This is a genomic window from Streptomyces sp. NBC_01089 (assembly GCF_045162975.1).
Lineage (GTDB): Bacteria > Actinomycetota > Actinomycetes > Streptomycetales > Streptomycetaceae > Streptomyces.
This window is the reverse complement of record NZ_CP108660.1, coordinates 953559-980467: the sequence shown is the minus strand read 5'-3', so window position 1 is coordinate 980467 and position 26909 is coordinate 953559. Positions and strand designations below refer to the sequence as shown.

Here is a 26909-nt window from a genome sequence, read left to right as displayed (position 1 = left end):
CGCGTCGGCCGAGCAGCCCCCGCCACCCCCCGGCCTTCCCTCCCTTCTCTCAAGGAGATGTCCGTGCCGAGCTCCACCTCGATCAACCGCAGAGCCCTCTTCCGTATGGGCGCGGGTCTTGGCCTCGGCCTCGCCGCGACCCCGCTGCTCGCCGCCTGCGGCGACGGCGGTACCGCGGCCAAGGCCGAGACCAAGAGCGCGAGCCTGCTGCCGGCCACCGCGGTGCGCAACATCGGCCTCAAGCCCGACCTGCCGGGCACGGCCGCGGGTGTGCCGCAGGCGTTCTACAAGTACCCGGCGACCACACCGCGCGCCACCAAGGGCCAGGTACTCAAGGGCGCGAAGCCGATATCGGCGGCGATGGAGACCTTCTCGCCGCCCCCTCCGGCGCGCGGCAAGAACGCCGCCTGGCAGGCGATCGAGAAGCTGCTCGGCGGGAAGGTCGACGTCACCGCCGTCCCGACCGACGACTACTCGACCAAGTTCACCACCATGGTCGCCAGCGACACCCTGCCCGACCTCTTCATGTATCCGGAGACCGGCGGCGTCGACAACAAGGCGGCCTTCTTCGCGGCCAAGTGCGCCGATCTGACGCCGTTCCTGGCCGGTGAGAAGGTCAAGGACTATCCGAACCTGGCGGCCATCCCGCAGGCGGCCTGGCAGGGCGGCATCTTCGGCGGGAAGCTCTACGGCATTCCGATCTCCCGGATGGGCACCGGCGGCGCGGGCTTCTACCGCCACGACCTCTTCGCCGAGGTCGGAGTCTCCAGCCTCGACGAGATCTCCAGCCTGGACAAGTTCGTGGAGGTCTGCAAGGAGCTGACCCGCCCGAAGAAGGACCAGTACGCCATCATCGCGGGCGCCAACAACCTGCTCGCCATGTCGGCGGGGGCGCCCTGCTACTGGCGGATGGACGCCAAGACCGGCAAGTTCGTGACGGACCTGGAGACGGACGAGTTCCGTCTGGCGATCGACACGGCGCGCAAGCTGTACAAGGCGGGCTGCTACTACCCGGGCACGATCGGTATGTCGGGCGCGCAGAAGTCCCAATACACCGACATGTTCAAGAACGGCAAGGGCGCCTATGTGTACGACGGGATCCCGTCGTACTACACGCCCAGCACCGGGTACGTGGCGGCGATGGCGGCCGTCGACAAGAAGTTCGACCCCCGGCCCATGACCCCGTTCAGCGACCAGGCCATCGCCTGGATGGACAACGTCGCCCTCCAGAACACGCACATCAAGAAGGCGTCTCCCGAGCGGGTGAAGCAGATCCTCGCGCTCGCGGACTTCGCGGCGTCGCCGTTCGGCAGCGAGGAGTACACCCTCATCATCTACGGCGTCGAGGGCACCGACTTCACCCGCGATGCCAACGGCAACCCGATCCTCACCAAGAAGGGCAGCCAGGACGTCACCGTCCCCTGGAAGATGTTCGCGTCCGCCGTCCCGGCCGTGTTCAGCACGGACACCGAGAAGGGCGTCCGGTACGTCCACGAGGCGTACGCGAAGATGATCCCGATCATGGAGCAGGACCCGACCCTCAAGGTCTCCTCGCCCACCTGGGACTCCAAGGGCTACGGCAGCCTGTACACCCTCAAGCAGGACGGCCTCAAGGACATCGTCTCCGGCCGCAGGCCCATGTCGTACTACGGCCAGCTGACCAAGGAGTACCTGGCGAAGGGCGGCGAACAGGCCCGCCACGAGTTCGAAGAGGCCGTCCAGAAGGGGAAGAAGTGACCAGTCGGCGCACCGTACTCCAGCTCGGCGGCGCCGCGGTGGCGGCCGTCGCGGCCGTACCCGTGATCGGCACCCCCGCCCTGGCCCGCTCCTTCGACCCGGAGCCCGGCTCCAGCGGTGTCGGCGACCCGCTCTTCCCGACCCTCGGCAACGGCGGCTACCAGGTCACCCACTACGACCTGACCTTCGACTTCACCCCGGTCACCTACGACTTCACCGCGACGGTGCGGATATCGGCGCTGGCCACCCAGGACCTGTCCGCCTTCAACCTGGACACCGACGGCCACACCATCGACCAGGTCACCGTCGACGGCCACGCCGCCCGCTGGGCGCTGTCGGCGGGCAGCAGCGGCCAGGAGCTGACGCTCACCCCGGCCCGCCCCTTGCACGACGGCAGGCCCTTCACCGTCGAGATCCGCTACCACGGCAACGGCAAGGACAAGCGGCTCGGCCTGAACGGCTGGGTCTTCGGCAGCGAGGGCGGCTTCGCTGCCGCCGTGCAGTCCTCCCGCGCCGACACCTTCCTGCCCTGCAACGACACCCCGTCCTCCAAGGCGACCTGGGCCTTCCACATCAGCGCCCCGAAGGGCTATGTGGCCGCGGCCAACGGCGAGCTGCTGCACCGGACCCCGCGCGCCGACGGCTCGGCCGTCTGGCACTTCGCGCTCCGCGAGCGGATGCCCACCGAACTGCTCGGCATCGCCGTCGTCAAGGGCACCTATCTGTACGGCAGCAGCCACACCGGTCTGCCGCTGCGCCACATCGTGCCGCAGGGCCACGAGGACACCTACGCGCCGGTCGTCGCGCGCACCGCCGACCATCTGGCCTGGCTGGAGGCCAAGTTCGGGCGGTTCCCGTTCTCCACGTACGGGGTGCACATCTACGACGGCTACACCGACGCACTGGAGAACCAGACCCTCACCCTGATGGGCACCAACTGGTTCAAGCCCAGCGCCGACGGCAACCCGACGTACGAGAACACCATGGTCCACGAGCTGACCCACCAGTGGTTCGGTGACTCCGTCACCCCGCACGACTGGCAGCAGGCATGGCTCAACGAAGGGCCGGCCACCTACTACGCCGCCGTGTACAGCGAGGAGCGCGGCTGGTCGGTCGTCGCGGACAAGATGAAGGCCGTCTACGGGACGCTCGACGCGGTCCGCGCCGCCGACGGCCCGCCCGGACTGCCCAAGGCGCTCGGCGGCACCAATATCTACGACGGCGGGGCGCTCGTCCTGTACGCGCTCAACCAGCAGGTCGGGCAGCGGACGTTCGACCGGATCATGCGCGAGTGGGTCCGGCGCTTCAAGGACTCGACCTACACCAGCGAGAAGTTCATCCAGCACACCGTCGACATCACGGGCGACCGGAGCCTGGACCGTTTTCTGCGCGACTGGCTGTTCGGCGCCACCAACCCGCCGATGCCGGGCCACCCCGACTGGAAGGCCGCCGCATGAACCGCCGCACCACCCGACCCCCGGCCGGTCACCGGCCCACCGCCCGGCGTATCGGCACCGCACTCGCCGCCGTCGCCGCGCTGCTCGCCACCGCACCGCTCGCGCAGGCCGCCCGCCCCGCCCACGGCGACACCCTGTACGCGGCCCCGCACGGCGCCGGATCGTCCTGCACCCACAGCCGCCCCTGCTCCCTGGACGGCGCCCGCGACAAGGCCCGCACCCTGCACGGGCAGGACGTGACCGTGCGGCTCGCCGGGGGTACGTACACCCGCGACGCGGCCCTGAAGCTGACCGCAGCCGACTCCGGCACCACCTGGACAGCCGCACCCGGCGCCCGCCCCGTGCTGTCCGGCGGCCGCACCGTCACCGGCTGGACGAAGACATCCGGCGGGGCCTGGACCGCCCGGGTGCCCGACAACGTCACCCCGCGCCAGCTCTTCGTCAACGGTGTACGGGCCACCCCCGCCCGCGGCGCGGCCTGCGCCGCCAGCGTCTGCGACGCCACCAAGACCGGCATGACCGGCGCGAAGGCCACCGGGATCGCCGACTGGAAGCGGCCCACCGACGCCGAAGCCGTCATCAAGGTCCGCTGGCGCAACTACCACTGCCGGATCGCCGGGGTCAGCGGCGACACGATGACCTTCGCGCAGCCGTGCTGGACCAACTCGGCGAGCGGCACCGACCGCACCGGCCCCGCCTGGGACTCCACGACGGTCGACTCGGCACGCTACTCGGGCGTCGCGTTCTTCGAGAACGCGCCCGAACTCCTCGACCAGCCGGGTGAGTTCGTCCACGACTCGGCCACCCACACCCTCACGTACCTGCCGCGCAAGGGCGAGGACATGCGGCGCGCCACGGCCGTCACACCCGCCACCGAGCAGCTGGTGACGGTGGACGGCGCGCACGACGTCCGGCTCCGGGGGATCGGCTTCGCGTACGCCGCCTACCACCAGCCCGACACCGACGAGGGCTACGCCGGGATGCAGGCCGGACTCACCCTCACCGGCGCCACCGGGCCCGTCGACCACTCCGGCCGCTACTACACCAAGCCGTCGGCCGCGCTCACCGTGCACGCCGGCCGCCATGTCACCGTCGACGGGGCGTCGTTCACCCACCTCGGCGGCGCCGGCGCGATCCTCGAAGCAGGCACCAAGGACTCCGGAATCACCCACTCGGACTTCAGTGACCTGTCGTCGGGCGCCGCGTACATCGGCGACACCGATCCGACGCCGACGCCCGAACTGGCCGGTGAGCGCAACACGTTCGCCTACAACACGGTCACCCGCGCCGCCGTCGAGTACACCGACGCGGCCGCGGTCTGGGCGGGCTACGAGGCCGGACTCACGGTCGACCACAACACCCTCGACCAGCTTCCCTACTCGGGCATCTCGGTCGGCTGGGGCTGGAACCAGCCCGAGGCGCAGAAGTCGGTCCTGCGCGACAACCGGATCACCGACAACCGCATCACCAACGTCATGCAGGTCAAGGACGCCCAGCACGACGGCGGCGCGATCTACACCCAGGGCGCCCAGCCCGGCACGGTGGTCTCCGGGAACTACATCAACCGCTCCGCGTACGGCAACACCGAGCGCGACGGCAACGGCATCTACCTCGACGAGCAGTCCTCGTACATCACTGTCGAGAACAACGTCCTGACCCGGCTCGGCTACAAGTGGGTCTCCAACTGGGCGGATTACGGCATCCAGAACACCGCGCGCGGAAACTGGACCGACACCGACGCGCCCGCCATCGCGGGGACCGGCTCGACCATGAGCGACAACCACACCCGGTTGGAACAGCTCCCGGCGGCGGCACTGAAGACCGCCTCGGCGGCCGGTGCGCACCGCGGCCCCGTCGAGCAGCTCAGCCCCGACCTGGCCCGTCACGGCACCGCCACCCAGTCGTCCACCGACGGGGCCGCCGCCGCACTCGCCATCGACGGGGACACCTCGACCGACACCAGGACACTCTCCGAGCAGGGCGCCTGGTGGCAGGTGGACCTCGGATCGGTGCGGCACGTCGGACGGATCGAGATCTGGAACGACGCGTCGGCCACGACAGCGGGCTTCGACGTCCGCACGGACCACAGGACCGTCCATGTCGCGGGCAAGGCGCTGCGGCCCACGGTGCTGGACCTGAACGCCCGCACCCGGTACGTGAAGATCCAGCTCACCGGCACCGGACGGGTCGGTCTCGCCCAGGTCGCCGTCCACCCGTAGGAGTCCCGGCGGCCGCCCGGCCGGCCCCCTCCTGGGGGCTTGCCGGGCGGGCCGGGTCCGGGACCGATCCGGGGGAGCGGCGGACCTCAGGCCAGGAACCCGCTGATGCTCCGGTGCAGCGAGGCGGCGTCCAGGCCGTGCGCGGCGACATGCTCCTCGATCTGCCCGTACCGCCGCAGCTCCGCCCGGCCGACACCGAGGCCGAGCACCCGGTGCGGCCGGTCGGCCAGGGCGTCGTTCGCGGAGGCGGTCGACGTGCCGGCCAGATACGGCTCGGCCAGGACCACATCGGCCCGGCCGGACGCGTCGGCGGCCCGGCGGAGGGCGGCCCCGTCGAAGGGCCGCACGGTCGCCGCGTAGAGCACGGTGACGTCCATCCCCTCGGTGGCCGCCAGGACCGCGTCCAGCATCGGCCCGACCGCGATCACCACCCCGCCGCGGCCCTCCCGCACGGTGAGGAATCCGGCTCCGGTGACCGGTCGCGGGTGCTGGTTGGCCTGCAGCGACAGCCGTACGTACACCTTGTCGTCCCCGCGCACCGCGTGGCGCAGCAGGGCCTCCGCCTCGTCGGGGTGGCCCGGTACGTGCACGGTCCAGCCGTCGAGCGTGTCGAGGAGCGCCACATCGCCCGGCGCCATATGGGTGAAACCGCCGGCCGGCCAGTCGTACGACCCTCCGGCGCTCACCAGTACCGCGCCCACGCCCTGGTGGCCGAAGTCCAGCTTGACCTGCTCGAAGGGGCGCTCGACCAGGAAACTCGCGAAGGTGTGCACGACAGGGCGCAGCCCCGTCAGCGCCATCCCGGCGCCCGCACCGATCAGCAGCTGCTCCCGGATCCCCACATTGACCACCCGGTCCGGGTGGGCGCGTGCGGCGTCGGCGAAACCGTCGCGGGTGATCTCGGCCAGTACGACCGCGACCCGTGGGTCCTCGTCCAGCAGCCGCGATGTGGTGGCGGCGAAGCGTTCACGCATGTTGTCCATGACAAATCCCTCTCGGAAGATCGTCGGAAGGCAGGGCGGCGGAAGTCCCGCTCAGGCGTTCTTGGGCTCGACACGGGCGACCACGGCGTGCGGCCGGCCCGGATGCGGTGCGGTGAAGGCCGCGTACAGCTGCTCGTGGTCCCGCCCGTCGACGGTCTCGACCGACCACCCGCCCGCCTCGAACCTGGCCGCGATCCCGCCGGGGGCGCCGTAGCTGGCGGAGGCGTTGTCGATCACCACGGTGTGCAGCTGGTCGAGCCCGGCGGGCCCGGCGTAGGCGATGGCCTCGTGCACCGAGCCCTCGTCCAGCTCGGCGTCCCCGATCAGTACCCACACCTGCGGATCGGTGCGCCCCTGCGCCCGCAGCCCGAGCACGGTCCCCACACCCAGCGGCAGCCCGTGCCCGAGGGACCCGCTGCCGATCTCGGCCCCGGGCACGAGCAGCCGGTCGGGGTGGTGGCCGAGCGACGATGCGTACGAGCCGAAGCCCGCGAGCAGTTCCTCGGGGAGGAATCCCTTCGCGGCGAGGACCGCGTAGTACGCCATGGGGCCGTGCCCCTTCGACAGCAGAAAGCGGTCGCGGCCTGGCGCCGAGAAGGTCTGCGGGGTGACCCGCAGCACCCGGTCGTACAGCACCCAGAGCGCGTCCAGCGTCGAGGTCGCCGCCGGTCCGTGCTTCTCGTCGCCCGTCATGAGGGCCATCAGCCGGTTCAGGTCTGTGTTCATGCGGCCGACGATCCGACATCAAGCGCACTTGAGGTCAAGTGGTCCGCCGGGGGAAACGGGTTCGTGACCACCGGGTGGAGTGCGGTATTGTTTCGGTGCGCGTTCGGCCGGGGAAGCCCCGGTCCGAAGCGGCACCGGGACGTGGCGCAGCTTGGTAGCGCACTTGACTGGGGGTCAAGGGGTCGCAGGTTCAAATCCTGTCGTCCCGACTGGAGACAGTCGCAGATCAGGGCCGGTTTCGGAGCAATCCGAAACCGGCCCTTGATCATTTTTGGGGACCAGTTGGGGACCAGTTGGGGATCAACCGGAGGTCCGGCCTTCCCTGACCGGGTCAGCGGGTCATGACGACTGGGCCCGGCAGTGAGCGTGGTGCGCGCAGCGCGCTGAAGTGGGCCGAGAGCGCCGCCCCGGCGGCCGTGATCTTGCGGACGTCCGGGTGGAGGTAGCGCTGGGTGGTGGTCAGTGAACCGTGACCGGCGATCCTGCGGAGCACGTGTACCGGGACCCCGGCGTCGGCGAACCAGGTCAGCGCGGTGTGCCGGAGGTCGTGGCGGCGCAGATGCTCGTAGCCGAGCTTGGTGACCACGTCGTCCCAGTGTGTGGCGTCGCGCAGGACGGCGGTGGAGATGCGCCCGCCTCGCGGGCCCGTGAACAGGCGGGCGTCCGGATTGGGGCCGGCGGACAGGATGCGCTGCGCGACCAGGGGGCGGATCTCCTCGACAATGGGAACCTTGCGCGCCCGCTTGCCCTTGGTGCCCTTGTCGGTCAGCCCGCCGGGGGCGGGTGTGGTCTGACGGCGCACGGTCCAGATCCACTGGGTGGTGTCGATGTCTCCGACGCGGCAGCCGGAGATCTCGCCGATCCGTGCGGCGGTGCACGCGGCGAAGATGACCACGTCTCCCCAGCCGCGGTACTCATCGTGGGAGGCGGCCACGAGCGCGTCGGCCAGTGCGACGAGTGTTTCCCAGTCCGGCAGGGCGAGCGCGCGTGGGTCGAGGAGTTCGTCCTCGGCCTGCTTGTAGAGCTTCTGCCAGCCGGTCACCCGGGCGGGGTTCACCTTGATGATGCCGTCGCGCACTGCCTGCTCCATGACGCGGACCAGGACGGCGATGGTGTTCTTGACCGTTGAGCGGCTGAGCTCGTCGGCGATCCAGTTCTGCACGGTGCGGTCGACAGCACCGTTGGTGATCATCCGGACCGCGAGGTGGCCCAATGCGGGCACGACGCGCATCCGCCAGCCGGCGAGATAGGGGTCGAGAGTCTTCAACTCCAGCCCTCGCAACGCGAGGTCCATATTCGCGTTGCCGTACTCGGCGAGCTTCATGGTGGCCAGCGACGGGGACAGCCCTGCCTCAGCCGCTTCGATGATGGACTGGAGCCACTCCTGCGCTTCGTCCTCGTCCGCCTTTCCTTCCGACAGGGACAGGCGCCGCTTCGTAGTCGGGTCGAACCAGCGGACTCGCGCACGGTAGGGGTTGAGGCGATCGGGGCGGTACTCGATGTCGGTAGTGAGTCGGACACCGACTGGCACGATGGCCTTGTCGGCCATCAGACGTCTCGGCGCGGGTTGGTCCGGCGGCTGAGCAGCCATTCCTCAACGTCGTTCGCGCTGTACATGACGACGCGTTCCGAAACGGAGACGAACGGCGGGCCCTGGGGCGGCCGGGCGGTGCGCCAACGGCGCAGAGTCGAGGCGTCTACACGCAGCCAGGCGGCAAGTTCGCGTGTCGAATACCAGGCACTGGCCAGGAGAGGCGACCTGCTATCAGCTAGGGCGAATTGGGAATTTTTCTCATTCTTTGTGTGCGTCTGACGGTTTGTGTAGGCTGCTATCGGTCCGATGGGCAAGGGTGGTAGATCTCCGGGGGTATGGAGAGCGCCAGAGGGATACAGCGGAAAGCGGTCGGCGACAGGCGACGCAGCCCGCAGGTGGAGAGTCGGGGGATTCTGCGTGCGCCAGAAGCGCTTAGTCCCTTCTGATGGGCTGATCCGCAGTGGCGCTCGGGGCAAACGGTGGACAACAATCGTCTGCAGATACGCCGGTTTGGCTAACCGGCGATGGGCGGCTACATTGCCCTCGCTCGCGACACGGCGAGTGTCAGGCGCTGTGCCGATTGAATGCTTCTCTATGACGCACCATGTGGAGTGCGTGGCGATCCTCGAACCTATCGCAAAGGCTGCCTGACCTGCGGGTTTGGGTGGTGTGCGTTATGTGCGGTGTGTGCGTTACGGGCGATATCTTGACGCTGAAGTGACGCTCTACGAGGCATCTTGACGCTCATTTGACGCTCGTTCTGATAGGTCGTCAGGTGCATTGCATCGCTGTTCAGGTGGCCTCCTGACTGTATGGGTGCGGCGAGGTGCTGGGGATTTCGTGGTGCTGAGCGGTCTCACTCAGCCACCTGCGCAGAGTGCAGGTAGGTTCTTCGTCTGCTGGTGGTACATGCCTCGCATGGCCGCTGACCAGCGGAAACGGCCACGATTCGGCCAAGCTGCAGGCGGATGGTCCGCGTATGGCCCGGATCTTGGTCGGCACGGAGTGCACCCCTGGTCGTCGACCCGTGGCGGCGGCGAGCTAGCACATAAATGAGGGGTGTGCTGACAGGGCCCACGGAGCGTGCCTCGACGTGACGCGCTGGACTGCCGACCGCCGATAGAAGTGCGAACCATGGCGGCACCGCAGCTCCTCAGCCGTGCGGACCGGGCCGACGAGCCTGACCCAGCAGAGCGGCGTGCCGACTACTCCGGGCGAGGGCTGATGCTGCCTCGGCAGCCCAATCTCGGGTATCGGCGGAGAGCCGCCGGTCGTGGGCCATAGCGGCGGGCGTCTGCTTTGTGCTTCTTGAGCAGGAGGGATCAAGGGCCAGCCGGAGGCTCTGCCAAGGACTCGCTGAGTGAGCCTGCGAGGGCAGGGTACAAGCCTGTTCGCCGACGGGATGAGCGCAAGGCGTGAGACTGACTCTGCATGAGCAGGCTCAAGTTCGAACCGGCCGTCGAAAGCCGACGTGCCATGCGGCACTTTGCAAGCCGACGCCGAGAACACGTACGGCGTCGGCTCATCACACGTCGGCTGACCCTCGGGCGGTTGTAAGCCGCCCACGATGCCCGGTATGAGAGGTGGCCAGTATTCTCCGGTGCTGCTCAGGTAAGCGTGACAGCATGCGTAGAGTTCCTTACAGTGACCTTCTCGCGTCTCATCCGTTTGCAAATCAGGCTTGAACAGGACCCGGTGACGGGCAATCAGGCACTGCGGGGGACGTGGGACGAGATGGTCAGCAATTGGGGGAACGATGATCATCACCGAACAGCCGAGTGCTGCGGCAGCAGAGGTGGTCCGTGGTCACACAGTACTGCTGGACCAGGAGGGCGACAGCTCTCGTACCAGCAGCGACCCCCACACAGAACAGCACACGACGGTTCTGGCGGTTGAGGCGAAGGCGGCTGCCGTACGGATCTCCCCTCCGCAGCCCTCCGACAACCTCCTGGCCCCCTCCAAGCAGCCCTTCGTCGGACGTAGGAGAGCGCTCGCCCGATTAGCCGGCTCTCTGGACGGTGGGGGCGGAATCATCACCCAGAAGTCGACGATGACACTGAGCGGGTTGGGCGGCATCGGCAAGACGGCGCTGGCCCTGCACTACGCGCACCAACATCGCTCCGAGTACACCCTCGTCTGGTGGATCACCTCTGAGAGCGAGGAGCAGATTGCCTCGGGCCTGGCAGAGCTCGCGCTCACCCTGTACCCAGAGTGGGCGAGAGCGGCCACTCCCAAGGAGCGGACCGAGTGGGCCTTGACCTGGCTGGAGGCCCACGCCGGCTGGCTGCTCGTCTACGACAACGTCGAACGGCCGGAACACCTCACGCCCTTCCTCGGCCGCCTGCTCAACCGGGGTCACCAACTGGTGACAAGCAGATGCCGTACAGGATGGCTCGAAGGCACCGAGCTGATCAGTCTGGACGTCCTCAGCCACGAGGCAGCGGTGGATTTGCTGTGCGCGCCGGGGACGACGCAGCAGGATCCGGTCCCGGCCGGGCGCACCCCCGCCGAACGCGCGGAGGCGGAACTGCTGGCGGACGACCTGGGCTACCTGCCGCTGGCCCTGGCCCAAGCACGCGCCTACCTGCGGGAGACCAGAACGGGGTTCGCGGACTACCGGGCGAAGTTGACTCACAAACCGGAAGCCGGACTGGGCGGCGACAACGCGGCGGTCCGCGCCGTCGCCCGTATCTCCCGCACCAGTTTGGAGGCGATCCAGACGCGACAGCCGTTGGCCGTGTCCATGCTCCACACACTGGCCTGGTACGCCCCCGAGTCCCTGCCTCTCGCGGTGCTCCCGCACATGGAAGGTGACGCCGAACGGACCGACGCGGCGCTGCAGGCACTGCGGAACTACCACCTGGTCAACATCGGACCCGGCGGAATCGCGCTGCACCGGCTGCTCCAGCGCACGCTGAGGACATCGGCGGCGACACAGATCCCCGACGCCCGCGGGCGGGCGGAACGTGCGCTGGCCGCCGCAGTCGGATCGGCGCCCGACGACGTCAGACCGTTCCTGACCCATATCCAGGCGCTCGCTGCGACGGGAACAGCGCAGGACGCGGAGGCCGACGCGGGGCTGGTGGCCATGTACCGCCGCGGCGCCGAGGAGTTGGTGGCCCGCGAACAGCATGTCCTGGCCATCGTGCCGATGGAGCGAGTCGTCGACTGCAGCACGCGCTTGTGGGGCATCGATCACGACACCACGCTGGGCCACCGCGACCGCCTCGCCGAACTCCACGCCAAGGCCGGCGATCCAGCCACGGCCGTTAGCCTCTGCAAAGACCTCTTCCTCGACCGCAAGGCTGTCTCCGGCGACGAGGCACCGCAGACACTGGCCAGCCGGGAACGGCTGGCATACGCCTACCGCAAGGCCGGCGAGGTGATGCGTGCGGTCACGGAGCTCCACGAGGTTGTCGCCATCCGGCTCCGCGTCCAGGTACCGGACCACGAGGACACGCTCCGCAGCCGCAACGATCTGGCGTACGCCCTCCAGATGGCAGGACGCCACGTGGACGCGGTGAAGGAATTCGAGGCGGTCGTGGCCGACCGGGAGAGAGTTCTCGGCCCCCGGCACAAGGAAGCGCTCACCAGCCGCACCAACCTGGCCTACGCCCATCGCTCGGCGGGCAATCACGCCACCGCCGTGCGCCTGTACGAGCAGGCGGTCGAGGACCGGAGCTCCGTCCACGGCCCCGACCACCCGGACACTCTGACCAGTCAGGGCTGGCTCGCCTCCGCGCAGCTAGCGGCGGGCAGCCCCCGGACCGCAGTGGAGATTTACACCGCGGTGGTGGCCGACCGGACCCGGGTGCAAGGGGCAGATCACCCGGACACCCTGCGCAGCAGACAGGATCTCGCCTACGCCGTCGTCGACGCCTCCGGCCCGGAAATCGCGCTGACCGACTTTGAGTCTCTCGCCCAGGACAGCGCGCGAGCCCAAGGCCTGGACCATCCCGCGACCCTGGACTACCGCGAAGACATTGCCGAGATCCACGGGCTCCTCGGCGAATTCACCCGGTCTGCAGAGTGCTACGAGGCGGTAATCTCCGGCTACCGGCGCGCCCGAGGGGACAACCACCAGGACACGCTGCGGGCCCGGGACTCCCTCGCGCACACCCTGCAGATGTCCGGCGACCTCCGGCGCGCCCTGAGCGAGCGCGAGAGGCTGGTGGCCGACCGGACGAGAGCACGGGGTAAGGACCACCCGTCGACCCTTACAGCCCGCGTGAGACAGGCGCACACCCTGCGCGCCGTCTCAGAGTTCAAGGCAGCGCTGGGCCTTTACGCCGAAGTCCTGCACGACCGAGTTAAGTTGTTGGGACCCGAGCATCCAGACGTCCTGTGGACGCGCGAACTCCTGGCCTTCACCCACCAGGACGTCGGCCAGCATGCAAAGGCGGTCAAGCAGTTACGGGACTTGCTCACGGACATGAAGGAGTTCCTCCGCGCTGACCACCCCCGCATCCTGGCGGTGCGTCGCTCACTGGCCGACCTGTTCTCGGCGGAGGAATGCCACGCGGACGCCGTCCACGCCTACCGGAAGCTGGTCGAGGATCACGTGCGGGTCCACGGCCCGGATCATCCGAGGACCCTGCAGACCCGCGAGCGGCTCGGTGTGGCGCATCACGACGCCTCCGAATTCGATGAATCGCTGGCCCTGTTGGACGCGCTTGTCGCCGACCGCTGCCGCGCGCAGGGCCCCCAGCATCCCTACACCCTCAGTACCCGTTCCCTGCGTTCCTGGGTCCTGCGGTCGGCCGGCCGGTACGACCGGGCGATCACGGAGTACGAGCTGCTGATCGACGACCGGACGCGGCTGCTCGGCCCAGAGGCGGCTAAGACGCTGGACGCGTACAACGGCAGAGCTTTGGCCTACCTGGGCGCGGACGACCATCCGCGGGCCGTCGAGGAGTTCTCCCGGCTGCTCGACATCCGCTGCCGGGTCCTGGGCCGGGAGGCGCCGGCCACCCTGCTGGTGCTGGAGAACCTCGCGGACACCCATTCCGCGGCGCAGAATCACGACCGGGCTGTGGCTCTGTACGAGGAAGCGGTCGCAGCGTGGGGCCGGGCCTGGGGGCCCACGCACCGTCGCACGCTGGCGGCCCGGCGTGACCTGGGCCTGGTCCAACGGGCGGCCGGACGGCACGAGGCGTCGTTGGCCACGTTGATGGCCGTGCTTGAGGAGGAGGCCGAACAGACCGGGGACGATCATCCCGGAGCCCTCGGTCTACGGCTCGACATCGTCGCCGGACACATGTCCGCAAGCAATTACCTCCTCGCCGAGGAGCTGGCCGTTCCGCTCGTGCACGACTGCGTCCGGGTCCGCGGCCGGGACCATACGCACACCCTGGACGCCCGCTTGTGGCTGGCTTACGCCTGGATGGGTTCGGGCCAGGTAAGCAAGGCCATCACCGGTCTGCGGTCCCTGTTGGCGGACCGCGACGGGCTGCAGGGGCGCGCCCACGTGTCGACGCTGAGTACGCGCTTCATGCTCGCGTTTGCCTTCGAGGAGGCGGACGACTTCGAGTCGGCTCTGGCACTGTATGACGAGGTGGTGGCGGACCGGACGCGTGTCCAAGGCGCGGATCACCCGCGGACTCTGGCCGCCCGGGCGACTCTAGCCAGGGGACGCGAACTCGTCGGCGATCGCGCGGGGGCCCTGCGGGAGTTGCATGCACTGCTCGGGGACCACCAGCGCCTCCTGGGGCCGGATCACCCCGACACGCTCGAAGCGCGTGACGACATCGTCTGGGTGCTCCTGGGCGGTTCCGCGGCCCGGCCGGCCGTACGGGCGGCCGGGCACCTGGTGGCTGACTGCCTCCGCGTCCTCGGCCCGGACCATCCCCGTACGCTCAACGCCCGTGCCCGGCTTGCCCTGACGTATGTGCAGGCCGGGGAGCTCGTCAAGGCGCTGCGGTTGCGCGAGGAGCTCGTCGAGGACTTTGGGCGGGCTCTCGGACTGAGCCACGAATCGACTCTGCGGGCCCGCGCCGAGCAGGCCCGGTCGCTCAGTCTAGTGGGCGAGCGGCAGCAAGCAGTGCGGCAACTGCTCGATCTGGTCGCCGCGAGCGACCGGATCCGTGGTGCCGACCACGTCCTGACGATCGCCTGCCGCTCTCAGCTGGCCGTCGCCATCCGGGAGACCGGCGACCTCGCTTGGGCCTTGTCCGAACTGGAGAAGTTGCTCAAGCAGTGCGAGGAGGTTCTGCCGGAGGAACACCGGTGGACGTCCGAGGTCCGCTCCACCCTGGCCTGGACACTCGCCGACGCGGGACTGTCCGAACGAGCCGTGCCGCTGGCACAGGGGACGGTGGAGACAGCTGTACGTCATTTCGGCGCGGGCCACCGGCGTACATGGGAGCCGTCGGCGGTACTGGGACACGCCCTGCTGCAGGCGGGAGAAGCCAACCGGGCTCGGGTGGTGCTGGAAGAGCTGCTCCTCTCCGTGAGCCGGCTGCAGCACGGACCCGACTGGCCGACCGATGTCGACGGCCTCGTCCAGGTCCACCTCCGGGCGGCAGCTCTCGGCCCCTGGGAGCCCGACGGATCCGGGACGGCCGCTTCGGAGGTCCTGGCGGCCGATGAGGAGATCGTCCGGCTGGGCCTGGTGGTCGCTCTGTACGCGGAGCGCTTCGGTGGGCTGATGCCAAGCCTGCCCGTCGAACTCTCCCGCGCGCTCGCAGACTCCGAGCACCGCGCGGCGGCCGTGACGCTGCTGGAAGCGGTGCACGCGGGCAGGGCGGCAGTGCTGGGTGCCGACCATCCGGAGACACTGGAGTGCCACGCCGAGCTGGTCCTAGCCCGTCTGGAGACCGACGCGCCCGCGTGCCTAGCCTGGCAGAGCGAGCTGTTGAACCGTTGGGAGCGGGTCTTCGGCGCGGACCATCCGGGGACCGGGGAACTGCGCTGGCGGCTGCGTACCGCACGGCCGGCCTGGCAGCCCAGGATGACCCTCATCGACGAGACCGGCGTCGGGCGGACGTCGGCCGTGGAGCTGAGCCTGGAGCGGCAGGAGGACGTTCCGGCCCCTGAGCTGGCGGCTGTCGAGGTGGTGGCGGACTGCCGCTCCAACGCCGTCGTGGTCCCCGCAATCGTGGAGTACACCCCCGGGGGCCCGCCCGCCGTCTTCTCCTTCACCCCTCGGGAACCGGGGGCGCACAAGCTCCGTTTCACCCTGTACGACCATGCGTCGGGCTTCGCCCTGCAGGAGCTGGAGACGATGGTCCATGTGCCCGACGCCGAAAAGCGCAGCGATGCGCAGGAGCATGGGAGCGACTGACCCGCATGCGACAGGAACTCCCCGTCGAGATAGTGCGCAACCCGTCGTCCGGGTACACGGTCCCCCCGCCGCGCCCCGAGCCGGTCCCGGGCGTCGGCGCACCGCGTGATCTGAGGATCGTGGTCCGTCAATCGGGGCACGGCGGGCTGACCCTCATGTCCCACGCCTCGTGGCTTCCGGCCCGTGAGCAGTGGCTTGATGCACGCCTGGAGACGACGCCTCAGACGCTGCTCGACAGAGCTGGCACTCTTCGCTCCGAATGGAAGCGCCTGATTGTCGACCACACCACGACCACTCCGACGCCGGGGGCACGGGTAGGGGGGCGCCCGCTTGCGGAGCAGACAGACCTGACCCCTCACTCGCCCCTGGTCGGGACTTTGGTGAGGCGCCTCGCGGAGGAGGGCTTCGACGTCCTGGACGTCATGCTCGACGGACACGACTCCGCGCTGCGACGTCTACGCTCGTTCCTCCTGGACGCCCTGGCCGAGGAGGAGGACTTGCGAATCAGCTTCGACTCGGAGCTCCCGCTGCCCTGGCCGATGCTGGCCGTCGACCCGGCTCGCTGCGCGGACCCGTGGGATGCCTTCCTCGGCTACCGGCACCAGGTCGAGCAGTCGAGTCCCGGCCGCTCCTGGGTGGAGCAGATGAGGCTGGCGCCACGGCAGCAGGCGGTGACCAGCCTGAACACCGACACCACCTTGGACCTGGTGGGCCGGGCGTCGGAGGTGCGGGATCTGCTGAGCAGCCGTTCCCGTCTCACCGTCCGCACCAGGGCGGAGGATCTCCTGGACGCGCTCAACAACGCGGTCCTGCCGGAGGACCTCATGTACTTCTGGTGCCACGGAACGTTCATGGACGAGGGCACCACGAACCGGCGTCTGGTCATCAGGCTCTCCGACCCGGATTTGATCGACAGCGCCAAGGTGCGTCGCAAGCGCCGCCGTCTGCGTGACCTGCCCCAGCGTTTCCGGCCCTTCGTGCTGCTCAACGCCTGCCACACTGGCCAAGGCGCCGCCAACTCGGACGTCGAGCACCTTGGTTCCGCACTCATAGATCTCGGCGCCGACGGTGTTCTCGGCCCGCAGATCGAGATACCCCAGGTCTTCGCGTCGGAGTACGCGTACTCCTTCCTGGAGCTGTACCTGACGGGCCGGCACACCGCCGGGGAGATCAGCCAGCGCCTGGTTAAGGCGTTCGCCAAGGACTTCAACAACCCGCTCGCCCTCACCTACTCGCTCCACTCCGGTCTGCACAGCCGCCTGGACCTTGCCTCATGATCGCCGACGCGGCGCTGCCTGCGTTGCCAGAACCGGTCGTGGTCGACCTGGACGCGCAGGGGCGGCTGCGGACGCCGGAGGGCATGCCCGTCCCGGCCGACCGGGTGGCGGACCATCTGGCACGGCGACTGCGCATCCCCGCCTGGGCGAGCGACATCCATGTCTACGTGCACGGCTGGCGGACGCCTCCCGCGACAGCCGTGCGCAGCGCGACGAAGTTGCTCTACGCGGCCTCGGGACTGTGGACCGCCCGCCCCGACCGCTACCCCGGGCTGAATGATGGGTACCGGCCGTGGTGTGTAGTGGTGCGCTGGCCGTCCTCCAGTCGCCCCACTCTGGGGGGTTACCGCCTGATCCGAGACCGGGCCCACGCCATGAGCGCCGATGGGGACGGCCACGCGCCGTACGTCATCGGGCATCTGCTCGGCTATCTGGACGCGGAACGGGCCGACCCCCGCACGGCGGCTGTCCTGGCCAACCGCCATGGCCAGTATCTCCATCTGATTGGCCACTCGTTCGGGGGCCGATTCCTGTGCGAGGCTGTGCAACGGGCCGCCGAGCGCCCGCCCGTCCTCTCGTGGAGTTTGCCGCGCGACTCCCGGCGCCCTTTCACCGTCGACAGCACGCTGATCTTCCAGATGGCAGCGCCACGGGACGCATTCACCCGGGACTTTGCCAAGCTGTTCCCCTCGGACGAGCATCCTGGCGCCCCCCTCGGGGGGCCGCTCGTCCTGACCCACTCGCGATGGGACCGGGCCACCGGGTTCTGGCATCTGCGGGCCGAGGGTGCACCGGGCATCGGGCACTCGGGGGTGGGCCCCGCGCCCGTTCCGCAGTTCTCGACCAGACTGCTGGAGACGGGGGCTCGGTATCCTCCGCACGTCCTGGATCACCGAGTCGTCAATATCGACGCGGACTGGCTCTACCGCGGCGGTCGCCGCACCAGACTCTCCCCGGCCGGCGCGCACTCTGACTTCCTGCATCCCGAGTCCGCCCACCTTCTACTGACTTTGGCGGAGCGTTCCCGTTGATCTGACTACGGTGCACCACGGCAGAAGAGCCGTCCGGTCAGTCGGGTCCCCGGTCCGCGCATGCCGTGCGTCTAAGCCTCATTGTTTCGAGTTGCCACAGAAGGTGGCGGAAAGACCACCCCGCCCCGTGCAGGCCGTGCTCAGGAGAAGCCCGTGGGGCTTGGAGAGGGCAAGACGTTGAGCGTTGACGACTGAGTGCTGGTCAGATGTCCCGGAAGAGACCAGCGAGTGCGGTGACCTGCCGCGATGAGCGGTTGGCGGTCGCTGACCTGCGCGAATGACCTTTCGGCTATTTCACGTTCGTGCCGCTTGATGGGGCCGGAAGTCCCAGAAAAGTCCCAGGGGACTCCCACAACTGACGGATGCCTTTCGGCTCTGTACAGGTGCTTGGAAGGAAGCGTCCAGTTTCCGTCCCGTAGCTGTTCGCGCCGTAGTGGAATCCGGAGCGCTGGGAACGACGTCCTGGTGTTCGCCATCTGAGTGCGGGAGCCGACCCGGACGCCCATCGGTCGGACGGCCAGGCAGCCGCAGTGATGCTCCGGACGGAATCCGGAGTGCTGGACCGGCGGGGGTGATCCCCTCGAAGTCGATTACCACCCCGCAGTGGTGCTCCGGACGGAATCCGGAGTGCTGGCCGTACGGGCCACGACCACCGAGGCCCGGGAGGCGGACCCGCAGTGATGCTTCGGACGGAATCCGGAGTGCTGGACCGATTCGGGGGGCCGAACCCTGGCAGCGCCATGCCGCAGTGGTGCTTTGGACGGAATCCGGAGTGTTGGTGCCGCCACGCATTCGCGGTTGCCTGGGTAGCAACGCCGCAGTGGTGCTCCGGCCAGGATCCGGAGTGCTGGAGTATTGCCCTGGAGGACCTGAGTCGTCTCGATGCCGCAGTGGTGCTCCGGACGGAATCCGGAGTGCTGAAACGGTTGGCCGGCAAACCAGCCCGTCAGGTAGCAGCCGCGGTGGTGCTCCGGACGGAATCCGGAGTGCTGGCACGGCATCGTAGTCGCCGGTCGCGACACGGGCGATGCCGCAGTGGTGCTCCGGGGGAAACCCGGAGTGTCGGCGCGATCGCCTGTACGAGCGACATCTCTGTCTTGCCGCCGCAGTGGTGCTCGGGAGGAAACCCGGAGTGTTGGCGCATCCGGGGCAATGCCTTCGGTCGGCCTGGGCCGCCGCAGTGGTGCTCCGGACGAATCCGGAGTGGTGGGGGATGTATGCCTCTCCGCCAGTGGGCGGCTCGGCGCCGCAGTGGTGCTCCGGACGGGATCCGGAGCGCTGAGGCCGCGGACCGGATCGCCGAGACCCTCGGCACACCGCCGTAGTGGTGCTCCGGCCGGGGTCCGGAGTGTTGGGGTGCGGGCGTAGTTGTGGAAGTCGTCGCTCACGGGGCCGCAGTGGTGCTCCGGACGGGACCCGGAGTGTTGGGCAGGACCCCGCGCGCGTACGACTGCAACGTCTGGACGCCGCAGTGGTGCTCCGGCCAGGATCCGGAGTGTTGGACAACGTCGCCGCTACGATCTTTCCCACCCCGATAGCCGCAGTGGTGCTCCGACCGGGAGCCGGGTGTTGGAAGCTCTCGTAGCGCTGGCGCCATGAGGGAATCGAAGCCGTAGTGGTGCTCCGGAGGCAATCCGGAGTGTCGGTGTCTTTCCGGTCCTGTACTGCCTCGACGTCGAGGATCCGCAGTAGTGCTCCGGACGGGATCCAGAGTGTTGGTGTCGTGGTCCCGGCAGTAATGGTCAAGGAGTCGCTGCCGTAGTGGTGCTCCGGACGGATCCGGAGTGTTGGCAAGCTGTCCGGCATCGTCGTCCACCTTGCTGACCTGCCGCAATGGTGCTCCGGGACGGGATCCGGAGTGTTGGGCTCGCCCCGTCGTGGCAGGGCAATTCCATTATCCTGCCGAAGTGGTGCTCCGGTCGCAATCCGGAGTGTCGGCGTGCCCCGTTCGCACATTGATCAGCGCCAAAAGCCGCCGCAGTGGTGCTCCGGACAGAATCCGGAGGGTTGGGGTGGAATGTCATCAGCGATATCGCGCTGATCGACGTGCCGCAGTGGTGCTCCGGACGCGATCCGGAGTGTTGGAAGACCGGAGCACATGGGCGTGGCCAGGGCGTCGCCGCAGTAGGGCTCTGGTCGGGCCCCCGGAGTGTTGGTCGCCTTGGGTTTGATGGTCCCCGGCTTGCCAGACTTGCCGCAGTGGCGCTCCGGACGGAACCCGGAGCGTTGGACCGGGGTGTGCTGTACGCCGCGTACGGGCTCACACCGCGGGGTGTCCGGGCGCACCCCGGAGGTTTGGGACGGCCTTGATCGCGGTGCTCTTGCGCCAGACAGTGCCGAAGTAGTGCTCCGGTTGCAACCCGGAGTATTGGCCGTTCGACTGCAAGCTCAACCCGGCCAACCGGTGGCCGGAGATGTGCTCCGGTCGGAGTCCGGAGTGGTTGACGAATGCTGGCGTGGGCCACACCGCTGGGACGCTGCCGCAGTGGTGCTCCGGAGGGAAACCGGGAGTGCTGGTGCGCGAGGGTGACGCGTAGCCTCCGCAAGCGCAAGCCGCAGTGGTGCTCCGGGCGGCACCCGCAGTGTTGGGTACCAGCAGGTTGGCCCACACTCGTTTGTACGTCGCGCCGCAGTGGTGCTCCGGGGGAAACCTGAAGTGTTGGCGCGATCGCCTGTACGAGCGACATCTCTGTCTCGCCACCGTAGTGGTGCTCCGGATGGTCTCCGGAGTGTTGGGCCAGACCGCTGGCACCACCTTGCGCGGAATATTCGCGCCGCAGTGGTGCTCCGGACGGAAGCCGGAGTGTTGGCAGGCCAGGCCAGGCCAGTCGGTCGCCTTCCGTCAGGGGTGCCGCAGTGACGTTACGGACGAAATCCGAAGTGCTAAACGGGTGAGCAGATCCAGCACGGCGTCGGCGGATGGCCGTAGTGGTACTCCGGACGGAATCCGGAGTGTTGCTCTGGAGGTGCGCACAGATGTGCCGGACGACGTCGCCGCAGTGGTGCTCCGGACGGAGTCCGGGGTGTTGGCCCGCCCAGCCTGCAACGCTCCGGGGGAGCGAACCGGGCCGACCATGATCATGGATGCATGGTATAGGCATTTCGGTCATTTCGCTTCGGAGTGGTGGCGCATTTCGTGGGGTGCCTGTGGTTCCGAGATCTGTGGGTGACGCGCTGTCCTGGGGAGAGCGGTCCGTCGCCTTGGAGGAGACGGGTGCGTTGTGCGGTGTAGATCGCGGTGACGCCTAGGTTTTCGAGGACCGCTGGTTTGGAGGGGGTGCGGATGGCTGAGTGTTCGAGGAGGGTGGTGAGTGCGGTGGTGGTGAGGGGCGGGTGCCAGGTGGGCCATGTGAAGGCGTTAGTGGTGGTGTTCCAGCTTGTGGCTTGGGGGCGGTTGGTGTTGCCGATGAGGCGGATGGCGGCGAAGCCGTGGAGGGCGAGCCAGGTTGCTCCGGGGACGCCTTGTTGGGTGGGTTTGCCGTGGCTGACCATGTGGGCGTCGCCGAGGGAGCTGTGGTCGAGGTTGGCGCCGGCGTAGCCGTCGACTCGCTTCCAGTTGGTGAGGGCTGCGTGGAGGTGGTTGGGGTTGTTGATGCAGTGTTGGGCGGCGGTGGCCCAGCTGCTCGGGAGGGTCATGCGGCCGGTCCGCCCGAAGAGCGGGGTCGTACGGGTGTAGAGGGCCTGGGAGCTGTCTTTCGTTGTCCTCTTCGGTGCGGTGGTGTCTTCGGTTTTGCCGGGGCTGGCGCTGAGCGTGTTGATCAGCGAGGTGAACCAGTGGGCGTGGTTGTCGTTGTGGTCGCGTTCCGCCTGGGCGTGGGCGCGGAGGTGAGCGAGGGCTTCGGGGAGGGGCATGCGGAGGGGGTCGTTGGGTGCGCCCGGGCCGGATGAACGGGGCTGGTCGAGGATGCCGGGGGCGAGGGCCAGGGCGTCCTTCTCGGGCTGGATGGGCAGTTGGGTTGCCAGGAGGTCGGCGAGGCTGTCGTGGGTGAGGGGCTGGTGTGTGTGGAGGATGGCTGGTGCGTCCGGGCCAGCCCAGGAGAGTTGCGGGGCTTGATCGAGCATGTGGTGGGTGAGGTGGAGGGTGCCGAGAGCGGCGAGGAACCCGAGGGGTGAGCTGCCGTAGAGGGCGGGGAGTTCGAGGGAATGGCGGGTCATGGTCAGGTTCCTTCCTCGGAGCAGGCCATGTCGGCGAGACGGAGGGTGGCTTCGAGCAGGGCCAGTCCCCAGGGCCCGTAGCGGTGGTTGAGTGTGTGGAACCGGTCGGGGCCGGTCCAGTCGGTGCCCATGTCGGCGCTGTCGACGATGACCTGTTGTTGGTCGGGCATGGTGCACGTCACCTTCTCCGGGGCGGGGTCGGTCATGGGGGGAAGGAGCGGGCGGGCGTGGCCGTGGTGTGCGGCGACGAGGTGGAGCACCAGGTGGTCGTCGTCACCCCGGGGGTGGTCGGGGCGGGTGTCCAGCCAGGCGGTGACGGCGAGCGCGCTGATCGCTTCGTGTCGCATGTCTGGATGCCACTGCGCGAGTTGGGCTGCGCGGCGGCGCGCGTGGTGATCGGCGGGGTCCATCCCGGATTTCGCGCGGGGTTCGTCCAGGATTTCGGCCAGGAGTCTGTCTCCGGCGCAGAGCATGCATTGGAACCGGCGGTGTGATTTTCCACAGTCGTGGGCGTGTCCTGCGGCCCGGAGGGCGTCGATGAGCGGGGGAGGCAGGCGCAGGGCCGTGGCGAAGGCGCCGGCGCGTTCGGCGACGGCGACGCTGTGTTGTGACAGCGAAACGGGGCGGGTCAGCGAGCTTGCGTCGGAGGCGTCGTCGGCGATGCCTGGGGTCCGTTCGCGCTGTCCGCGTGGCGGCCGTGCAGGGATGAGGACGAGGCGGCAGAGGTCTTCTGGGTCGAGGACAACATGCCCTTGTTCCTCGGTGCGGCCGGTGGGTGCCGTGGTCCACCGCTCGACAGTGCGCAGGCGGTGCAGACGGTTCTGGGCCAGGTCGGCATACGGCCCACCGAGGAGGGAAACCGGGGCGGCGAGGAGGACGTCCAGGAGTTCGTTGACGATGCCGGTGGTCTCATCCGGGTCCTCAACGCGCAGCCGTTGGGCTGCGTGGGCGGTCGCTGTCGTGAGGCGGACGGTGACCGAGTCTTCGCCGGTGGTTCGGGGAGTGAGGACGTGGGCGTCGATTCGGGTGGGCGCGGTGTCCGTGGTGGGGTAGTCGCCGAGGTCGGTGACCGGTTGGTCGCGAGTGCCGGTCCAGCCGTAGGCGTCATGGCCTCCGTAGCGTGCGGGCAGGACTACGGTGCTACCGGGCCGGATTTCGCGGGGCTCGGTGGCTGGCACCCACTGGTTCTCGCGGTCGTCGTAACGCAGCACCGGCGACATAGTGGGTGCCGGTTGCCTCTTGGCCGTGGGAGCCGTGTCGAGGGTGGGCGTCGTGCCTTCGAGGTCGCTGGTGTCGTCGTCGGCGGGGGCGCAGGTGAGGAAGCGGCGCAGTTGCCGGGCGGGGATCGCGACTGTTTCGCCGGCGTGGGGCGGGGTCTGGCTCATGCGGGTGGCCCATTGTGCGAAGTCGGGCTGTCCGTCGGTCTCGTGAAGGTCGGCGCGCCAGAGCACGAGGACGTCTTCGGGTGAGGTGTCCAGGCCATGGAGGAACGGGGCTGGCGCCTGGTCGGGGACTGGGGCGGGGCTGGTGCGGGTCCAGGAGTCGACGAGGGTGCGATGGACTACAGGGATGAGGGGCGGCTCCACGTTGAGGACGCTGGTGTCCACGTCCGCGAGCAGCGCGGGCAGGGTTACAGGATTGACGAGCAGGCCCTCGGCAAGAACTCCGGCCAGTGAAGGAGCCTTGAGTCCGGACATTATGACGGTGGGCGCCTTCTCCGTCAGATGCGCCCAGGTGCGTTCGGCGGACTCACCGTAGACGGGGATGGTGCTCTGCTTGGTCTGTGTGCTGGTGCGCAGGACGATGGCGGGTGCGAGGTTCAGGTCGCCGGTGCGGTCCAGACGGCCGAGGCGCTGGATGAGTGCCGCGAGGGAGGCGTTCTCGGTGACCATGCCGGCGAAGGAGATGTCGATGCCGACCTCGACGGTCTGGGTGGCGATGACGATCAGCGGCCGTTCGCGGTCGGGTTGCACGCTGGCGAGGAGTTCGGTGACCAGCGGGTGGGCCAGGAGACGCTCGCGGTCGAGGGGGCGTGTGCGGCCGGTCAGCAGCACGGTGTCGGCGTCCTCGCGCTGGGCCAGCAGGTGATGGGTGGCGCGGGCGGCGCGGATGGTATTGGCGATCACGCCGATCACCGGTCGCTCGATCACCGGAAGCAGGGATTCGACCGCCAGCGCGGCAGCCTGCGCGAAGGCTGCCGCCGTGTCCTTCACGTTCGGCGAGGCATCCAGGAGCGTGAGGCGGCGCTGCGCGTTCAAGCGCCGGCTGGCCACAGGGTGGGCACGGTCGGCGTCGGTGATCGAGTGCCGGGGCCGGTCCGCGGCGGCCGAAGCGGTCGCGGAGAGGCTGACGACCTGGACGGCACGGCCGGCGAAGTCCGGTTGGGAGGCAGTGGCCTGGTAAGCGGCGCAGTCGGTGGCCGTGCGCAGCAGCGGCAGCGCGATGTGAGCCTCGTCCACGGCGAGGAGGGCGTCCATGCCGCACAGAGCGGCGTCGATGGGGCGCATGCGCGGGCTGGTGTGATAGCCGCGGAACAGCAGACGACTGCCGTACTGATCGACGGTGCTGGAGATGACGGCGGGCTGAGCCGGGGAGCGCAGCCAGCGGGAGCTCCAGTCGGCGCCGCCCCGCATGCGCACGCTCTCCATGGCGGTGTCGCTCGCGCCAAGTTCACGCAGCGCCTGGGCGACACGGCCGGTCACCGTAGTGGCACCGCTGTCGTGGAGCGCCCGTTGAAGGGAGCTGGCGCTTTCGTGTGCCTGGTCGACGACCAGGCGTCGGTCCACAGCGAAGAACAGCCGTACAGGCACGGTCCGCCGGGCCCCGCTGGAGTGCTGCCAGGCCAGGAGGAAGCACCAGATGTCGATGGTGCTGGTCTTGCCGAGGCCGGTGGGGATGTCGAGGTCGGCCCAGATGCCGCTTTCCGCGACCCGGTTCAGGTATGCGGTCTGCCAGGGAAAGGGCCGGTGTCCTCGGACTTCCTGGACGAAGTCGGAGAACTCCTCCAGATGCAGGGCGCCTTCAAGGGGGATGGTCATGCCGTTCCTTCTCGCGCGGGGACCGGAATGCACAGGCCAAGGCCGTAGCTCTTTTTGCTGCCCAGGATGATCGGCCCGGTGACCGGCTCGGCGAACCGCAGGCGGACGTGGCGGCTCAGGAGAGGCCGCTCGCCGGCCTTGCGGCGCAGCGCATACGGGGGGAGTTCCGGCGCGCCGGGTACGTATGCGCCTCGGTGCAGGACCTCGACCGATCGCGGCTCGGGGAATCCGGCCAGGACGCAGCTGGTCGCCACTGATGTCTCGATCCCGTTCGGGGTTCTTCTGGGAAAGTGGTCCAGGACCATCGGCAGGGCCGTCGTCCACTGGGTGGACGGGGTGGTCCATCGCTCCGCGCGCACTGCTTGCAGCGTGCTCTGCACGGTGTCGCCCGCACCGGCGTATGACAGAGGAACGGGGCGGGACAGCGTCGGCACGGACAGCTTGCGCAGCCCGCCACCGAGACGGAGGAGAACCGCCAGCAGCGCCTTGCGGTGCGCCGGATCGAGATCTCGGGGCAACGCGATGCCCACCCCGCGCAGCCGGCCGTCCGCGTGGCGATGTCCAACGAACGGCAGCGCAACGAAGGCGCAGACGTGCCGCTGGTCCCCGGCAGGTTTGTGCCCGTGCACCGCGATCATCTGGTCCACGTCGTGCCCTGCCGCAGAGAGCATGCCGCTGACCTTCGAACGCAACGAGGAGGTCACTTTGAGCGTGAGGGACGGGTCGAGCGAAAGCCCAGAGGGGAACGCGAAGGGGAGCAGATCGACATACGGGCCCTCCACCACCATGTCCTTCGGCCCCGCAGACTCGATGCCGACGAGCTGATAGGCGTGGGGCCGGGCCTGCTGGAACGCTCGCTGACCCTCGGCATGTGCGCTGCGAAGACGTGTGAGGAAGCCCGGGTAGGGAGCACGGAGAAACTCCACGTTCCTGGCCTCACGGGAAGCGGGAGACCACTCACGCCACCCTTCGCCCACGGGCGTCACCTCCGCATCGCCGACCACGGCCGCGGTGAGAAGCGCGTGCCCGCTGGCCCGGCCGAAGTAGCCGATGCGGGACAGCAGGAGCTCAAGCACCGCCTGGATACCCGGGGACGGGCACTGCGGCCAGATGAAGCTCACCATCGGCTCCGCGAGATTGCGCTGGGGCCATTGCTTCGGCTGGCCGCCGGAGATCCGTCCGGGAAGCACCGCGTGCCCAGGCTTCTTCCGCTCCACCGCATTGGTCGGCACCCATGCCCGCCGAGTCTCGGCGGCTTCCACCGACCGAGCCGGGACCCGGACCGTGGGAGGGGGCTGCTCCTCCAACCACGTCAGCGCAGCGTTCTGGACCGGGTCATCCTCATCGGCCACCGAGACCAGAGCGCAGAACAGCCGATAGGGGTGTGGCGGCCACTCCGCACCGGAACGATTCAGTGTCGAGGCGTGGTACGAACTGTCCAGCAGATGCACGTCAAGATGGAACGGCACG

At 68.9% G+C, this 26909-nt stretch carries 12 protein-coding genes and 1 tRNA gene; 7 read left to right on the top strand and 6 right to left on the bottom strand.

All coding sequences use genetic code 11. From position 1 onward, the window contains the following. Window positions 1-63 precede the first annotated feature (63 nt). The 3 genes from OG510_RS04330 to OG510_RS04320 are packed head-to-tail and all read left to right on the top strand — an operon-like array spanning window position 64 to window position 5413. Window positions 64-1737 (top strand): extracellular solute-binding protein, encoded by a 1674-nt coding sequence (locus OG510_RS04330; RefSeq protein ID WP_406135351.1) that lies wholly within the window; start codon window positions 64-66, stop codon window positions 1735-1737. Continuing rightward, complete coding sequence (locus OG510_RS04325) at window positions 1734-3194, top strand: M1 family metallopeptidase (RefSeq protein WP_406135350.1); 1461 nt, start codon at window positions 1734-1736, stop codon at window positions 3192-3194. The genes OG510_RS04330 and OG510_RS04325 overlap by 4 nt, the downstream gene beginning before the upstream one ends. Further along, entirely contained in the window at window positions 3191-5413 is a 2223-nt protein-coding gene (locus OG510_RS04320) for a right-handed parallel beta-helix repeat-containing protein (RefSeq protein WP_406135348.1), read from the top strand. Before OG510_RS04325 ends, OG510_RS04320 begins: the two co-directional genes overlap by 4 nt. Window positions 5414-5499: 86 nt before the next feature. On the opposite strand, the gene OG510_RS04315 is transcribed toward OG510_RS04320, so the two are convergent. Further along, a complete protein-coding gene (locus OG510_RS04315; RefSeq protein ID WP_406135347.1) occupies window positions 5500-6396 on the bottom strand; it encodes a transketolase family protein in 897 nt (298 codons plus the stop codon). Between the two features lie 51 nt (window positions 6397-6447). Continuing rightward, window positions 6448-7122, bottom strand: coding sequence for a transketolase (locus OG510_RS04310; protein ID WP_406135346.1), 675 nt, complete (start codon window positions 7120-7122; stop codon window positions 6448-6450). Between the two features lie 135 nt (window positions 7123-7257). On the opposite strand from OG510_RS04310, the gene OG510_RS04305 reads away from it, so the two are divergent. After that, window positions 7258-7331, top strand: a tRNA-Pro gene (locus OG510_RS04305). 122 nt (window positions 7332-7453) lie between these two features. On the opposite strand, the gene OG510_RS04300 is transcribed toward OG510_RS04305, so the two are convergent. Next, a complete protein-coding gene (locus OG510_RS04300; RefSeq protein ID WP_406135345.1) occupies window positions 7454-8671 on the bottom strand; it encodes a tyrosine-type recombinase/integrase in 1218 nt (405 codons plus the stop codon). A gap of 1741 nt (window positions 8672-10412) precedes the next feature. On the opposite strand from OG510_RS04300, the gene fxsT reads away from it, so the two are divergent. The 3 genes from fxsT (at window position 10413) to OG510_RS04285 (ending at window position 18246) form a co-directional block, all read left to right on the top strand. Beyond that, window positions 10413-15938 carry an FxSxx-COOH system tetratricopeptide repeat protein gene (gene fxsT, locus OG510_RS04295; protein WP_406135343.1) on the top strand — a complete coding sequence of 1842 codons (5526 nt, stop codon included), beginning with the start codon at window positions 10413-10415 and terminating at the stop codon, window positions 15936-15938. Window positions 15939-16318: 380 nt separating this feature from the next. After that, a complete protein-coding gene (locus OG510_RS04290) occupies window positions 16319-17215 on the top strand; it encodes a CHAT domain-containing protein (protein ID WP_337962422.1) in 897 nt (298 codons plus the stop codon). Continuing rightward, window positions 17212-18246, top strand: a complete 1035-nt coding sequence (locus tag OG510_RS04285) for a hypothetical protein (RefSeq protein ID WP_406135341.1) — start codon at window positions 17212-17214, stop codon at window positions 18244-18246. The genes OG510_RS04290 and OG510_RS04285 overlap by 4 nt, the downstream gene beginning before the upstream one ends. Before the next feature lie 3078 nt (window positions 18247-21324). On the opposite strand, the gene OG510_RS04280 is transcribed toward OG510_RS04285, so the two are convergent. Genes OG510_RS04280 through csb2 form a run of 3 tightly spaced genes read right to left on the bottom strand, consistent with a single transcriptional unit; the run spans window position 21325 to window position 26908 of the window. Then, complete coding sequence (locus OG510_RS04280) at window positions 21325-22401, bottom strand: hypothetical protein (RefSeq protein ID WP_406135339.1); 1077 nt, start codon at window positions 22399-22401, stop codon at window positions 21325-21327. Between the two features lie 2 nt (window positions 22402-22403). Continuing rightward, a complete protein-coding gene (gene cas3u / locus OG510_RS04275) occupies window positions 22404-25439 on the bottom strand; it encodes a type I-U CRISPR-associated helicase/endonuclease Cas3 (protein WP_406135338.1) in 3036 nt (1011 codons plus the stop codon). Further along, window positions 25436-26908, bottom strand: coding sequence for a type I-U CRISPR-associated protein Csb2 (gene csb2 / locus OG510_RS04270; protein WP_406135336.1), 1473 nt, complete (start codon window positions 26906-26908; stop codon window positions 25436-25438). The genes cas3u and csb2 overlap by 4 nt, the downstream gene beginning before the upstream one ends. Window position 26909 lies beyond the last annotated feature (1 nt).